A 13835-nucleotide genomic window follows, 5' to 3' on the forward strand; every position below is an offset into this window, starting at 1 on the left:
GCCCACCATCCTCCCACAGCGCCGTCAGAGGCTCCCGCGCATGACGTCGAGCACGGCCGCCTCGTCGGGCAGCGGCTCGAACGGGTCGCCCGAGACGAAGACGCGCACCTGCAGGAGGGCCTGGTGCAGCAGCATGCCGAGCCCGTGCGTCACGCGGCCCGCGCGTTCGAGCCATCCCGCCGCGAGCGCGGACGGCCACGGATCGTAGGCCACGTCGAGCAGCAGCGCCGAGCCGACCAGCGCATCCGACGGCGCCACGCCCAGGTCGGTGCCGCCGGGGACGGTGCTCACGACCAGGTCGGCGGATGCCGCCACCGCGAGCTCCGCGAGCGGGCGCACCCGGACCACGAGCCCGAGTCGCCGGCCGAGCTCCTGCACGCCGACCGCCCGATCCGGATTGCGCACGAGCACGTCGACCTCTGCGGCGCCGAGCTCGGCCATGGCCACGAGCGCCGACGACGCCGTGGCCCCGCTGCCGAGCAGCACGCCGCGGTGCACGCGGCGGAGGTCGGCGTCGCCGAGCGAGCGGACGATGCCCCCGATGTCGGTGTTGAAGCCCTGCAGCGCGCCGTCCTCGGCGAACCGGACGGTGTTGGCCGCCCCGGCGAGTTCGACGAGGCGATCGGCCCCGTCGAGGTGGGCGAGCACCTCGTGCTTCAACGGCATCGTCAGCGACAGGCCGCGCCACGCGGCATCCGCCTCGCCTCGTGCGCGCTCGAGGAACCCGGCGAACTCCCCGGACCGGACCTCGATCGCGTCGTAGCGCCAGTCGAAGCCGAGGCGGTCGTACGCCGCCCTGTGGAGCGCCGGGCTCTTCGAATGCCCGATCGGCGAGCCCAGCACGGCCAGCCGGACCGTGCGCTCCCCCGCCGTGCCCGCGCTCGCCGCGCCGGAAGCCGCCATCACCCGCTACCCGTTCTCATCGAGGTACCGCAGGAACTGCTGGACCGCGGCCTCGTGCTCTTCGAAGGTCGCCGAGAAGACCGTCTCGCCGGTCTCGAGGTTGACGGTGACGAAGTACAGCCACGGCCCGTCGGCCGGGTGCTGCGCCGCGTCGATCGCGACGTCGCCCGGGTTGCCGATCGGCCCTGGCGGGAGCCCGGGATGCACGTACGTGTTGTACGGGTTCGAGGCGTCCGCGCGCTCCGCGTCGGTGGTCGTGACGAGCGTGTCGTCGCCCGTCCCGTAGTGCACGGTCGAGTCGAACTGGAGCAGCTGGGTCGGGAACTGGTTCGCGTCGAGGCGGTTCCGGATGACCCGGGAGACCTTGTACGCATCGGCCTCGGAGCCCGCCTCGCGCTCGATGAGCGAGGCGACGATCACCGTCTCCCACCGGTCCTCGGGGGCGACCCCGGCCTGGTCGAGCGACTGGAAGGACCGGTCGACGAGCGTCTGCACCACCTCGTCGGCGGTGACGTCGGGTCCGAACGTGTACGTCGCGGGGAAGAGGAAGCCCTCGACGCTCGTGGCCTCGGCGGGCAGGCCGAGCGCCTGCGGGTCGGATGCCGCGGCCTCGAGCTCCTCGATCGGGATCCCCGTCGCGGCCGCGGCGTTCGCGAGTGCGTCGCGGGCCCACAGCCCCTCCTGGATCACGAAGGTGTTCTCGAGCTTGTTCTCGGGATCGAGCAGCGCGTCGAGTGCGTCCTCCGCACTCATCTGGTTCGCCATCCGGTACGCGCCGGGGTAGAAGATCGGCTGCTCGGAGCGGCTCGTGACCTCGTCGATGAACGCCTCGGAGGAGGCGACGATGTCCTGCTCCTCGAGGTTGCCCGCGATCGTCTCACCGCCGTCGCCCTCGTTGATCATGAAGACGACCTCGCCCGTGCCCGCACCGGAGTAGTCCTCGGGAGGCTGGAAGCGCTCCATGAGCGACGTGATCGGCCCCTGGAGGAAGAACGCGGCGGCCGCGACCAGCGCCCCCAGCACGATCAGCGCGATGAGGCAGCCCCACGCGCCGCGTCGGCGACGGTTCGGCTCGCGTTCGTGCTCCTCGAAGTCCCACGCCGCCGCGGCGCGGCGGTCGGTGCGCGAGGGGCGCGTCGTGTCGTCGACCAAGACGGCGAACGGGTCCTGGTCGTGCGGGTCGGCCTCCGCGATGAGACCTCGCCCGCCGGTCGGCGGCCACTCCTCGGGCGCCTCGTCCGTCCGCCCGCGAACCGGTCCGGCAGGTTCCGGGGCGAGCCTGTCCTCGGTGGCGTAGCGGGCGTCCTCGTGCGCGTCATACCCGCGCGTGCCGTCGTCGTACCCGCGCGTGCCGTCGTCGTACCCGCGCGTGCCGTCGTCGTACCCGCGCGTGCCGTCGTCGTACCAGGGGTCGTCGGGCCGGCCCGGCTCCGGCTGCCGGCCTGCGTGCTGGTCGGGGTGCTGGCCGGGGAGTCCCGTCGGTCCGGTCGCCGCGACGCGCGCGGACTGCGGCGGCGGCGCCTGCTGCGGCCGCCGGACCTGCTGGGCGGGAGCCTGAGCCTCCTGAGCGGCACGCCACTCCGCCTCCGCCGCCCGCTCGGCTTCCGCCGCCCGCTGGGCCCTCGCCGCTGCGGCACGCTGCGCCTCCACGGAAGCCGCGTGCTCCGCAGTCTCCGCTGCCGCCGCACGCTCCGAATCCGCTGAGGCCGCGCGCTGCGCCGCCTCCGCCGCCTGCCGCTGCTCCATCTCCCGCAACTCCCGCCGGGTCCGCGGGACGGGGGGCTGCGGTCCCGCGCCACCGAGCGCTTCGTCGCGCCCGTACGGGTCGGATGACGGCGGCACCGGCGCGGAGCCGCTTCGGCGCTCTGGGGGGAGCTGGGTCACGAGGTCAGGGGCCTTCCTCGACGGAGATCGTGCGTCCTGGGGCGGTACCCGATGCCCGTTCGGCATCGATGGCATGTTGCAGAATGATAACGGCTGCAGCTTGGTCGATGATCGGACGCTGCTTCCTCGACGACTTGCCGGCCGAGCGGAGCGCCTGCTGCGCGCTCACCGTCGACATCCGCTCGTCGACCAGGCGCACCGTCCCCCCGGCCGCAGCGAGACGCTCGGCGAACCCGACGGCGTCGTCGGTCGACGCGGTCGGCCGGCCCGACATGGACAGCGGGTGCCCGACCACGAGCTCGATCGCGTCGAACTCGGACGCGAGCTCCAGCACGCGGCGGATGTCGGTGCCGTCGTCCTCGGCGCTCCGAGCGACCGTCTCGACGGGCACCGCCAGGATCGCCGACGGGTCGCACCTCGCGACGCCGATCCGCGCCCGGCCGACGTCGATGCCGAGTCGCGCGCCCGATCTCACGATCAGGCTCCGGAAGCGGTCCGCGCGGCGCCGAGCGCAGCCGGGATCGCGCCGAGGTCCGTGCCGCCGCCCTGTGCGAGGTCGGGCTTGCCGCCACCACCGCCGCCGAGCGCCGCGGCCATCGCCTTCGCGATCACGCCCGCGTTCGCACCGGCGTCGCGCGCCGCCGGCGACGTCGCCGCGATCGCGAGCGGCTTGCCGCCGACCACGCCGACGAGTGCGACGACCGATGCCGCGTCGCCGAGCCTGCCGCGCACGGCCGTCGCGAGCGAACGGAGTTCGTCGCCCGAGCCGAGCTCGCCCACCGACTCGGTGACGAGCAGCAGGTCGCCCACGCGCTCCGCCTTCGCGGCGAGTGCGGGCACTCGGTCGTTCAGCGCCTTCGACTCGTACGCCTGGATCTTCTTCTCGGCGGCCTTCAGGCTGGCCACGAGCTCGCCGACGCGGTCGACGAGCAGCTCCGGGCGCGTCTTCAGCGTTCCGGTCAGCTCCTGCACGAGGGCGCGCTCGGCGGCGAAGCGCTGGAACGCATCCTTCCCGACGAGCGACTCGACGCGGCGGTTCGAGGCGCCGACCGAGGACTCGCCGACGATGTTGATCATCCCCACCTCGGCGCTGCGCGCGACGTGCGTGCCCGCGCAGAGCTCGCGGGACCACGGACCGCCGATGTCGACGACGCGGACGACGTCGCCGTACTTCTCGCCGAACAGCGCCATCGCGCCGAGGGCCTTGGCCTCGTCGATCGGCATCTCGCGCGTGACGACCTCGAGGTTCTCGCGCACGGCGCCGTTCGCGACCTCCTCGATCTCGCTGCGCGTCTCCGCCGACAACGCCTGGTTCCAGCCGTAGTCGAGGCGCAGGTAGCCCGCCTTGTTGAACGAGCCGGACTGGTGCGCCGTGGGCCCGAGCACCTGCCGGAGCGCCGCGTGGACGAGGTGCGTGCCGGAGTGCGCCTGCGTCGCCCCGCGCCGGTAGTCCTCGTCGACGATGCTCGTCGCCGGGACCCCGACGCCGACCTCGCCGTTCGTCACCGTCACCGTGTGGCTGATGAGCCCCTTGACGGGCTTCTGCACGTCGAGCACCCGGAGCTCGAAGCCGTCGCCCACGATGCGGCCCTGGTCGGGGGCCTGGCCGCCCGATTCGGCGTAGAGCGAGGTCTCCGCGAGGATCACCTCTGCGGTCTGGCCGGCGGTCGCCGCGGCGACCGGGCGCCCGTCGACCAGGATGCCGAGGACGCTGGAGTCGGTCACCAGGTCGGTGTAGCCCGTGAAGACGGTCTCGCCCCTGGCCCGGAAGTCGCTGTAGACCGAGAGGTCGGCGAGCACCTTCTTCTTCGACTTCGCATCGGCCTTCGCACGCGAACGCTGGTCGGCCATCAGCGTGTCGAACGTCGGGCGATCGACGGCGAGGCCGGCCTCCTCCGCCATCTCGAGCGTGAGCTCGATCGGGAAGCCGTAGGTGTCGTGCAGCAGGAACGCGGTGTCGCCTGCGAGGCGGTCCGCGCCATCCGCCTTCGTCTTCGCGACCGCGCCGTCGAGGATCGCGGTACCCGCGGTGAGCGTGCGGAGGAAGGTCGCCTCCTCGCCGAGCGCGAGCTGCTCGATCTGGGTGTAGCTCGTGGCCACCTCGGGGTAGGCGTCCTTCATCGCGTCCCGCGACGCGGCGAACAGTTCGCGGAAGGTCGGCCCCTCGACGCCGAGCAGGCGCATCGCACGGATGCTGCGGCGGAGCAGGCGGCGGAGGATGTAGCCCCGACCCTCGTTGGAGGGCGTCACGCCGTCGCTCATGAGCATGAGCGAGGAGCGGATGTGGTCGGCGATGACGCGCATGCGCACGTCGTCCTCGTGGTCGGCCCCGTAGCGGCGACCGGAGATGCGCGCCGCGGCGTCGAGCACCGGCCGGACCTGGTCGATCTCGTACATGTTGTCGACGCCCTGCTTGATGAACGCGACGCGCTCGAGGCCCATGCCGGTGTCGATGTTCTTCTTGGGCAGTTCCTTCACGATCGTGAAGTCGACCTTCGACTTCACGTCGGCGATCAGGTACTGCATGAACACGAGGTTCCAGATCTCGACGTACCGGTCGTCGTCGGTGGCCGGACCGCCGTCGATGCCGTACTCGGGCCCGCGATCGAAGAAGATCTCCGAGCAGGGGCCGGCCGGGCCGGGCTGGCCCGTGTGCCAGTAGTTCGTGTCCTTGCCGAGGCCCTGGATCCGCTCGTCGGGCAGGCCGGCGACGCGCTTCCAGATCTCGCGCGCCTCGTCGTCCTCCTCGTAGACCGTGACCCAGAGGTCCTTCGGGTCGAAGCCGTAGCCGCCCTCGGCCTCGGAGGTGGTCAGGAGCTCCCACGCCGCCGTGATCGCCCCCTCCTTGAAGTAGTCGCCGAACGAGAAGTTGCCGTTCATCTGGAAGAACGTGCCGTGGCGAGGGGTCTTGCCGACCTCCTCGATGTCGTTCGTGCGGATGCACTTCTGCACGCTGGTCGCGCGCGGGTACGGCGCCGGGACGACCCCGGTCAGGTACGGCACGAAGGGCACCATGCCGGCGACCGTGAAGAGCAGCGACGGGTCGTCGGACACGAGCGAGGCCGACGGCACGACCGTGTGGCCGCGCGCCGCGAAGAAGTCAAGCCAGCGCTGGCGGATCTCGGCAGTCTGCATGGTTCCGTTCTGGTTCGTGGGGATGGTGGAGCGTCCCGCGCATGGCGCGGGATGCGTCGCGCGCCGCGACTAGTGGTCCTCGGCCGCCCGGAGCTCGGCCTCGCGAGCGTGGTAGCCCTCGGCCACCGCGCGTCCGAACGCACGCGCCTTGGCGTCGATCCCCGAGAAGAACTCACGGCCCTGGGCCGTGCGGTCGACCTGGTGCGCGACGGCGAAGCCGGCCGCGACGCCGATGGTGAACCACAGGATGCTCTTCACGTCTCACTCCTCGATGGGTCGTGCTCGCGCCGCGCGGTGCGCACGCGTCTCCTCAGTCTAGGGCGTGCGACGGATGCCGCGGGGAGACGACGAACGGGGCCGCGGCGAACCGCGACCCCGTTCGGGCGAACCGCCGACTAGCGGGCGGCGTAGTACTCGACGACGAGCTGGACGTCACACGTGACGGGCACCTCGGCGCGCTTCGGGCGACGCACGAGCGTGGCCTGCAGCTTGTCGAGCTCGACCTCGAGGTAGCCCGGGGTCTTGGGGAGCACGTCGACGTGGCCGCCGGCCGCCGCGACCTGGAAGGGCTCGGTGCCCTCGGAGCGCTGCTTGACGCCCACGATCTGGCCCGGCTTCACGCGGAACGACGGGCGGTCGACGATCTTGCCGTCGACGGTGATGTGGCGGTGCACGACGAACTGGCGGGCCTGCGAGATGGTGCGGGCGAAGCCGGCGCGGAGCACGAGCGCGTCGAGGCGCATCTCGAGCAGCTCGACCAGGTTCTCACCGGTCATGCCGTCGGTGCGGCGGGCCTCGTTGAACGCGATGCGGAGCTGCTTCTCGCGGATGCCGTACTGGGCGCGCAGGCGCTGCTTCTCGCGAAGGCGCACGGCGTAGTCGGAGTCCTGCTTGCGCTTGGTGCGGCCGTGCTCGCCGGGAGCGTACGGACGCTTCTCCATGTACTTGGCGGCCTTCGGGGTGAGGGCGACGCCGAGCGCACGGGAGAGGCGGGTCTTGCTTCGGGACTGGTTGGTCACGATGTCCTTTCGGAGGATTCTCAAACGGTGTGTTCCGGGCGCGCCGGGCGCCGGAAAGACGATGTTCAGAGGGGTTCGCCACGGGGCGACCGGCTACAGGTCGCATCCCTTCGCCGTGGAGACCGCGCAGCCGCACGCGAGAATCTGGCTTCAGGCCAGCGACGATCCTACCACGAGCGGCAGGTCAACGCTCACCGCGCACGATCCGACGCAGCTTGGCGAGTCGCGCTGAGACCTCGCGCTCGTTCCCGTGCTCCGTCGGCGTGTAGTAGACGGCGCCGCGGAGCGGGTCGGGCAGGTACTGCTGGGCCACGACGCCGATCGGGTCGTCGTGGGGGTACGCGTAGCCCTTGCCGTGCCCGAGCCGCTTGGCGCCGGGGTAGTGCGCATCGCGCAGGTGCTTCGGCACGCGACCCGCGCGGCCCGCTCGAACGTCGGCCAGCGCGGCATCGATCCCGAGGTAGGCGGCGTTCGACTTCGGTGCGGTCGCCAGGTGCACGACGGCCTGGGCGAGCGGGATGCGACCTTCGGGCATGCCGATGTACTGCACCGCGTCCGCCGCGGCGACCGCGACGCCGAGCGCGGTCGGGTCGGCCATGCCGATGTCCTCGGACGCGAGGACGATGATGCGACGGGCGATGAACCGAGGGTCCTCCCCGGCCTCGATCATCCGTGCGAGGTAGTGCAGGGCGGCGTCGACGTCGCTGCCGCGGACCGACTTGATGAACGCGCTGATCACGTCGTAGTGCTCGTCGCCGTCGCGGTCGTACCTGAGGAGCGCGCGGTCCACGGCCCGCGCGACCACCTCGGGCGTGATCACCGGCAGCGGCGCTCCGACCGCCTCGGCCCCGTCACCCGGGGCCCCGTCGCCGTCGGCCTCGCCGGGATCGACCCGTTCGCCGCCCTCGTCGGCGTCGCCGGCCCGGTCGGCGTCGCCGGAGTCATCCGCAGGCTCGTGCGCCGCCTCGCTGATCGCCGAGGTGGATGCCGCCTCGAGGGCGGTCAGCGCGCGTCGCGCGTCACCCGAGGCGAGGCGCACGATCGCCGCGCGCGCCTCGGGTGCCAGCTCGACCCTTCCTCCGAGACCGCGCGGATCGACGACCGCGCGGTCCACGAGCAGCGCGAGGTCGTCGTCGTCGAGCGTCTCGAGGGTGAGCAGCAGCGAGCGCGACAGCAGCGGCGAGATCACCGAGAACGAGGGGTTCTCGGTCGTCGCAGCGACGAGGATGACCCAGCCGTTCTCGACGCCGGGGAGCAGTGCGTCCTGCTGCGCCTTCGTGAAGCGGTGGATCTCGTCGAGGAACAGCACGGTCGAGACGCCGTACAGGTCGCGATCCGCGCGCGCCGCCTCCATCACCTGGCGCACGTCGCGCACGCCGGCGGTGACCGCCGAGAGCTCGACGAACTTGCGGCCGGACGACCGCGCGATCGCCTGGGCGAGCGTGGTCTTGCCGGTGCCCGGCGGACCCCAGAGGATCACCGACACGGCACCGGACTCGCCGGTACGGTCGGCCGCGAGCGCCACGAGCGGCGAACCCGGCGTCAGGAGATGCCGCTGACCGGCCACCTCGTCGAGGCTCCGCGGTCGCATCCGCACCGCGAGCGGGGTCGCACCCGCGCGCAACCCCTGGGCCGAATCCACCATGCGGACCAGCGTAATCGCGGCGACCGACAGCGCCCGCCCCGCGGGCGGCCGGCAGGATTCGCCCGGGCGTGCCGCGGTTGCGTAGGCTCTCCTCCGCAGGATCCCCCCGAAGGAGCAGCGTGGCAACGAACGACCGTCAGGCGCGCGAGGAGCGCTCGCGCCTCCGCACCTACCAGGCCCGCCAGGAGGTGCACCGCCGATCCGTCCGGCGCCGCACGCGCGACAACGTGCTCGCCGGCATCGGGCTCGTCGTGGTGCTCGCCCTCGCGACGGGTGCGCAGCTCTTCTACTTCTCGGGCGGTCCCGGCACGCCCGCGGCCGAGCCGACGCCCTCGCCGAGCGCCAGCCCCGAAGCCGCCGAGGTCCCCTCACCCGACCTGGCCGAGGACCGGACGTGGGTCGGCGCGCTCACGCTCAACGACACCACGCTCTCGATCGAGCTCGACGGCGCCGCAGCTCCACAGGCCGTCGCGAGCACGGTGAACCTCGTCGACTCCGGGTTCTACGAGGGGCTCACCTGCCACCGCCTCACGACCGAGGGCATCTTCGTGCTCCAGTGCGGCGATCCGAACGGCGACGGCTCGGGCGGCCCCGGGTACAGCTACGGCCCGGTCGAGAACGCGCCCGGCGACGACGCCTACCCCGCGGGCACCATCGCGATGGCCCGTCAGGGCGGCGTCGCCGAGAGCCAGGGCAGCCAGTTCTTCATCGTCTACGAGGACTCGACGATCCCCGCCGACGCGGCGGGCGGCTACACGGTGATCGGCCGCGTGACCGACGGGCTCGACGCGCTGCGCGCCGACATCATCGACCAGGGCGTCGCCGACGACGCCACCGACGGTGCACCCGTCCGGCCGGTCAGCATCACGTCGTTCGTCGTGGAGTGAGCGCGGCTGCGTCAGGGTTCGGATGCGACCGGCACCGCCCCCGGGGGTGCAATAGGCTTGATGCCGTCATCCGCCGCGCACGCGGCATCCGAGAGACGACAGGGTGAGTTCGTGACCGATTCAGCACAGCAACCGTGGGGCCGCGTCGACGAGACGGGCACCGTCTTCGTGCGGACCAGCGAGGGCGAGCGTGAGGTCGGGCAGTACCCCGATGCGACCCCGGAAGAGGCGCTGGCGTACTTCGAGCGCAAGTACGCCGACCTCGCGGGCGCGGTCGGGCTGCTCGAGCAGCGCGTCCGCCGCGGTGCACCGGCAGCGGATGTCGCGAAGGCCGTCGCCACGCTCCAGGCGAGCGTCGCCGATGCCCACGCCGTCGGCGACCTCGACGCGCTCACCCGACGCCTCGAGGCCCTGTCCGGCACGACGCAGGAACTCACGGCGCAGCAGCAGGCCGAGGCGAAGGCCGCGCTGGCCGAAGCGATCGCCGAGCGCACCCGCATCGTCGAGGAGGCCGAGGCGCTCGCGTCGCAGGACCCCGCGAAGACCCAGTGGAAGCAGACCTCCGCCGAGCTCGACGCCCTGTTCGCCCGTTGGCAGCAGCACCAGCAGGAGGGCCCGCGACTGCCCAAGGGCGAGGCGAACGAGCTCTGGAAGCGATTCCGTGCCGCACGCTCGACGATCGAGCAGCACCGCAAGGCGTTCTTCGCCGAGCTCGACGCCTCGCACCGCGAGGTGCGACAGCGGAAGCAGCGGCTCATCGAGCGCGCCGAGGCCCTCGCGCCGCGCGGCGCCGACGGCGTCGTCGAGTACCGTTCGCTGCTCGACGAGTGGAAGCAGGCCGGCCGCGCCGGGAAGAAGGTCGACGACGCGCTCTGGGCGAAGTTCAAGGCCGCGGGCGACGTGCTCTTCCAGGCCAAGGCCGAGATCGACGCGAAGGACGACGAGGAGTACCGCGCCAACCTCACGGAGAAGCTCGCGCTGCTCGACGAGGCCGACGTGCTGCTCGCCTCGAAGGACGCTCGCGCGGCCCGTGCGACGCTGAACGGCATCCAGCGGCGCTGGGACGAGGTCGGCCGCGTGCCGCGCGACCAGGTGCGCACCGTCGAGGACCGCCTCCGCAAGGTCGAGAACCACGTTCGCGCCCTGGAGGACGAGCGCTGGGAGCGCGAGGATCCCGAGAAGAAGGCGCGTTCCGAGGGCATGCTGGGCCAGCTGCACGACGCGATCGCGAAGCTCGAGGCCGAGCTCGCCGAGGCCGAGGCCGCCGGCGATGCCAAGGCCATCGCCGCGGCGCGCGAGGCGCTCGACGCACGCCGCGCGTGGCTCAAGGCCGTCGGCGGCTGACCGCCCGAAATCCTCACCCGACCCGTCGCCGCGCTCGCGGTGGCGGGTCGAGTCCGTTCGGAGCGGTCTCCTGCACATCCGACCGGCCACCGCGATGATCCACAGCCCGCGGCGGAAGCCGCCCGGCGCTCCGGCGGATCGCGGAACATGGGTCGCATGGCGCGACTCCCCTCGGTCCTCGACCTCGACGACCTCCCCCTGGCCGAACTCTGCGCTGCACGACTCGACGGCGAGGTGATGCGCATCGGCGACGGATGGTGCCCGGTCGACGAGCCCGACCTGCCCGACCTCCGTGCCGCATCCGTGGCGCCGGGTCTGTCGTCGCCGTTCGTCGTCGAGCGTCGGTCCGCCGCCTGGGTGCACGGAGCGCTTCCGGCTCCCCCGCCGTTGGCGGAATGCTGCGTACCGCACTCGGCACGCGTGTCCACGCGGTCGCTGCCAACCGGGCTGCTCCTGCGCGAGGTCGCGATCGCGGCCGCGGACATCGCCATGATCGGCGGCGTCCGGTGCACCACGCCCGACCGGACGGTCTACGACCTCCTCCGCGATGCGGAGCCCGCCCGCGACGTGGTCGGGATCGTTGCCGCGCTGCTCAGTGCCGACCGGTCGATGGGCGAACGCGTCCGATCACGCCTGGAGCTCGCCCATCGACTGCCCCACAAGGCAGCCGCCCTCGACCGCCTGACGGCGGCCGAGGCCGCTCGGCGGGCTCAGCCGTCGCTGACCCGGTACACGTCGTAGACGGCGTCGATGCGGCGAACGGCGTTCAGGACCCGGTCCAGGTGCGTGGTGTCACCCATCTCGAAGACGAACCGACTGATGGCCAACCGGTCCGACGACGTCGAGACGTTCGCGGACAGTATGTTCACGTGGTGCTCGCTGAGGACCCGCGTCACGTCGGAGAGCAGCCCGGCGCGATCGAGCGCCTCGATCTGGATCTGGACGAGGAACACGCTCTTGGAGCTCGGCGCCCACTCGACGTCGATCATGCGGTCGGGCTCGCGGAGCAGCGACTGCACGTTGTGGCACGACGCCTGGTGCACCGAGACCCCCGAGCCCCGCGTGATGAAGCCGACGATGTCGTCACCGGGCACGGGCGTGCAGCACCGCGCGATCTTCACGAGGATGTCGGGGGCGCCGCGGACCAGCACACCGGAATCGCTGGTCCTCGGCAGCGGTCGCGAGCGGACCGGGATGGCGGGCAGCTCGGGCTCGTCGGCATCGTCCACGTCCCGCACGAGGGCGATGACCTTCTCGATGACGGACTGCGTCGACACGTGCCCCTCGCCGACGGCGGCGTAGAGCGCCGACACGTCGTCGTAGCGCAGCTGGGCCGCCACCTCGGCGAACGAATCCTGGCTCATGAGCTTCTGGAGCGGGAGGTTCTGCTTGCGCATCGCCCGGGCGATCGCGTCGCGGCCGTGCTCGATCGCCTCGTCGCGTCGCTCCTTCGTGAACCACTGGCGGATCTTGCTCCGCGCGCGGGGGCTCTTGACGAAGATCAGCCAGTCCTTGCTCGGACCCGAGTCGGGGTTCTTCGACGTGAACACCTCGACCACGTCGCCGCTCACGAGCTCGCTCTCGAGCGGCACGAGGCGACCGTTGACCTTCGCGCCCATCGTGCGGTGGCCGACCTCGGTGTGCACCGCGTAGGCGAAGTCGACCGGGGTCGCGCCGGCGGGCAGCCCGATGACCCGGCCCTTCGGCGTGAAGACGTAGACCTCCTTCGCGCCGATCTCGAACCGCAGCGAGTCGAGGAATTCGCCGGGATCGGCCGTCTCGGCCTGCCAGTCGGAGATGTGCGCCAGCCAGGCCATGTCGGCGTCACCGCGCGCCCCGCCGTCGACGTGGCCGGCCGCCATCCGCTCCTTGTACTTCCAGTGCGCCGCCACACCGTACTCCGCACGCTGGTGCATGTCGTGGGTGCGGATCTGGATCTCGACCGGGCGGCCCTTCGGGCCGATCACCGTCGTGTGCAGCGACTGGTACAGGTTGAACTTCGGCGTCGCGATGTAGTCCTTGAAGCGACCTGGCACGGGCGTCCATCGCGCGTGGATGGAGCCCAGGACGGCATAGCAGTCGCGGACCGAGTTGACGAGGATGCGGATGCCGACCAGGTCGTAGATGTCATCGAAGTCCCGGCCGCGGACGATCATCTTCTGGTAGATCGAGTAGTACTGCTTCGGCCGGCCGACGACCTTGCCGCGGATGCGCGCCGCCTTGAGGTCGTCCGAGACCAGGTCGATGACCGACTGGACGTACTCCTCGCGCTGGGGCGTCCGCTGCTTGACCAGGCTCTCGATCTCGGCATAGAGCTTCGGGTAGAGCACGGCGAACGAGAGGTCCTCGAGTTCCCACTTGATCGTCTGGATTCCGAGGCGGTGCGCGAGCGGCGCGTAGATCTCGAGCGTCTCGGTGGCCTTGCGCGACGCCGAGGCCGCCGGGACGAAGCCCCACGTGCGCGCGTTGTGCAGGCGGTCGGCGAGCTTGATGATCAGCACCCGGATGTCCTTGGACATCGCGACGATCATCTTGCGGACCGTCTCCGCCTGGGTCGAATCGCCGTACTTGACCTTGTCGAGCTTCGTGACGCCGTCGACGAGCATCGCGATCTCGTCACCGAAGTCGGCGCGCAGCTGGTCGAGCGTATAGGCGGTGTCCTCGACGGTGTCGTGGAGGAGGGCCGCGGCGACGGCCTTGGATCCGATGCCGAGATCGGCGAGGATCTGGGCGACCGCGATCGGGTGCGTGATGTACGGCTCGCCGCTGCGTCGCTTCTGGCCCTCGTGCGCGCGCTCGGCGACCGTGTACGCCCGTTCGATGACCGAGAGATCGGCCTTCGGATGGTGCATGCGCACCGTCCGCATGACGCTGTCGACCGCCCCTGCGGGAAGCGCCTTGGAGAAGATCCGTGGCACGAGTCGACGCAGTGACGCCGTCGAGTTGACACCGGTATCGGTCATGAGCCCCGCACCTCCAGACCTCAATTATCACCGCTTCCGAATCGGTCGCGCGCCA

General features: G+C 71.7%; 11 protein-coding genes. 3 read left to right on the forward strand and 8 right to left on the reverse strand.

The features are described from left to right. Window positions 1–24: 24 nt before the first annotated feature. The 7 genes from ACFVHK_RS11725 to ACFVHK_RS11755 all read right to left on the reverse strand — a co-directional run bounded on the left by ACFVHK_RS11725 (window position 25) and on the right by ACFVHK_RS11755 (window position 8586). Window positions 25–903 carry a shikimate dehydrogenase gene (locus ACFVHK_RS11725; protein ID WP_376929120.1) on the reverse strand — a complete coding sequence of 293 codons (879 nt, stop codon included), beginning with the start codon at window positions 901–903 and terminating at the stop codon, window positions 25–27. Window positions 904–909: 6 nt separating this feature from the next. Next, on the reverse strand, window positions 910–2553 hold the full coding sequence (gene mltG, locus ACFVHK_RS11730; RefSeq protein ID WP_376928956.1) for an endolytic transglycosylase MltG: 1644 nt from the start codon (window positions 2551–2553) through the stop codon (window positions 910–912). A gap of 238 nt (window positions 2554–2791) precedes the next feature. Next, window positions 2792–3262 (reverse strand): Holliday junction resolvase RuvX, encoded by a 471-nt coding sequence (ruvX, locus tag ACFVHK_RS11735; RefSeq protein ID WP_376928957.1) that lies wholly within the window; start codon window positions 3260–3262, stop codon window positions 2792–2794. 2 nt (window positions 3263–3264) lie between these two features. Continuing rightward, complete coding sequence (gene alaS / locus ACFVHK_RS11740; RefSeq protein ID WP_376928958.1) at window positions 3265–5922, reverse strand: alanine--tRNA ligase; 2658 nt, start codon at window positions 5920–5922, stop codon at window positions 3265–3267. Between the two features lie 69 nt (window positions 5923–5991). Then, window positions 5992–6180 carry a hypothetical protein gene (locus tag ACFVHK_RS11745; protein WP_376928959.1) on the reverse strand — a complete coding sequence of 63 codons (189 nt, stop codon included), beginning with the start codon at window positions 6178–6180 and terminating at the stop codon, window positions 5992–5994. A 137-nt stretch (window positions 6181–6317) separates the two neighbouring features. Next, window positions 6318–6941 carry a 30S ribosomal protein S4 gene (rpsD, locus tag ACFVHK_RS11750; RefSeq protein ID WP_129235246.1) on the reverse strand — a complete coding sequence of 208 codons (624 nt, stop codon included), beginning with the start codon at window positions 6939–6941 and terminating at the stop codon, window positions 6318–6320. Window positions 6942–7125: 184 nt separating this feature from the next. Beyond that, entirely contained in the window at window positions 7126–8586 is a 1461-nt protein-coding gene (locus ACFVHK_RS11755; protein ID WP_376928960.1) for a replication-associated recombination protein A, read from the reverse strand. Between the two features lie 119 nt (window positions 8587–8705). Between ACFVHK_RS11755 and ACFVHK_RS11760 the strand changes: the two genes are divergently transcribed. The 3 genes from ACFVHK_RS11760 (at window position 8706) to ACFVHK_RS11770 (ending at window position 11558) form a co-directional block, all read left to right on the forward strand. Next, on the forward strand, window positions 8706–9473 hold the full coding sequence (locus ACFVHK_RS11760; RefSeq protein WP_376928961.1) for a peptidylprolyl isomerase: 768 nt from the start codon (window positions 8706–8708) through the stop codon (window positions 9471–9473). Between the two features lie 111 nt (window positions 9474–9584). After that, window positions 9585–10817: a DUF349 domain-containing protein gene (locus tag ACFVHK_RS11765; RefSeq protein ID WP_376928962.1), complete on the forward strand. Its 1233-nt coding sequence runs from the start codon at window positions 9585–9587 to the stop codon at window positions 10815–10817. A gap of 156 nt (window positions 10818–10973) precedes the next feature. Next, window positions 10974–11558, forward strand: a complete 585-nt coding sequence (locus ACFVHK_RS11770) for a type IV toxin-antitoxin system AbiEi family antitoxin (RefSeq protein ID WP_376928963.1) — start codon at window positions 10974–10976, stop codon at window positions 11556–11558. Here ACFVHK_RS11770 and ACFVHK_RS11775 read toward each other — a convergent pair. Further along, window positions 11528–13780, reverse strand: a complete 2253-nt coding sequence (locus tag ACFVHK_RS11775; RefSeq protein WP_376928964.1) for a RelA/SpoT family protein — start codon at window positions 13778–13780, stop codon at window positions 11528–11530. The two genes, ACFVHK_RS11770 and ACFVHK_RS11775, sit on opposite strands and share 31 nt — an antisense overlap. Window positions 13781–13835 lie beyond the last annotated feature (55 nt).

The sequence above is a fragment of the Agromyces binzhouensis genome, assembly GCF_042672355.1.
GTDB classification, from domain to species: domain Bacteria; phylum Actinomycetota; class Actinomycetes; order Actinomycetales; family Microbacteriaceae; genus Agromyces; species Agromyces binzhouensis.

Excerpts from the sequence above, each read along its gene's own strand:
- ACFVHK_RS11725 (WP_376929120.1), bottom strand. The coding sequence starts at position 903 with ATGGCGGCTTCCGGCGCGGCGAGCGCGGGCACGGCGGGGGAGCGCACG.
- ACFVHK_RS11775 (WP_376928964.1), bottom strand. The coding sequence starts at position 13,780 with ATGACCGATACCGGTGTCAACTCGACGGCGTCACTGCGTCGACTCGTG.
- alaS (WP_376928958.1), bottom strand. The coding sequence starts at position 5,922 with ATGCAGACTGCCGAGATCCGCCAGCGCTGGCTTGACTTCTTCGCGGCG.
- ACFVHK_RS11755 (WP_376928960.1), bottom strand. The coding sequence starts at position 8,586 with ATGGTGGATTCGGCCCAGGGGTTGCGCGCGGGTGCGACCCCGCTCGCG.
- ACFVHK_RS11770 (WP_376928963.1), top strand. The coding sequence starts at position 10,974 with ATGGCGCGACTCCCCTCGGTCCTCGACCTCGACGACCTCCCCCTGGCC.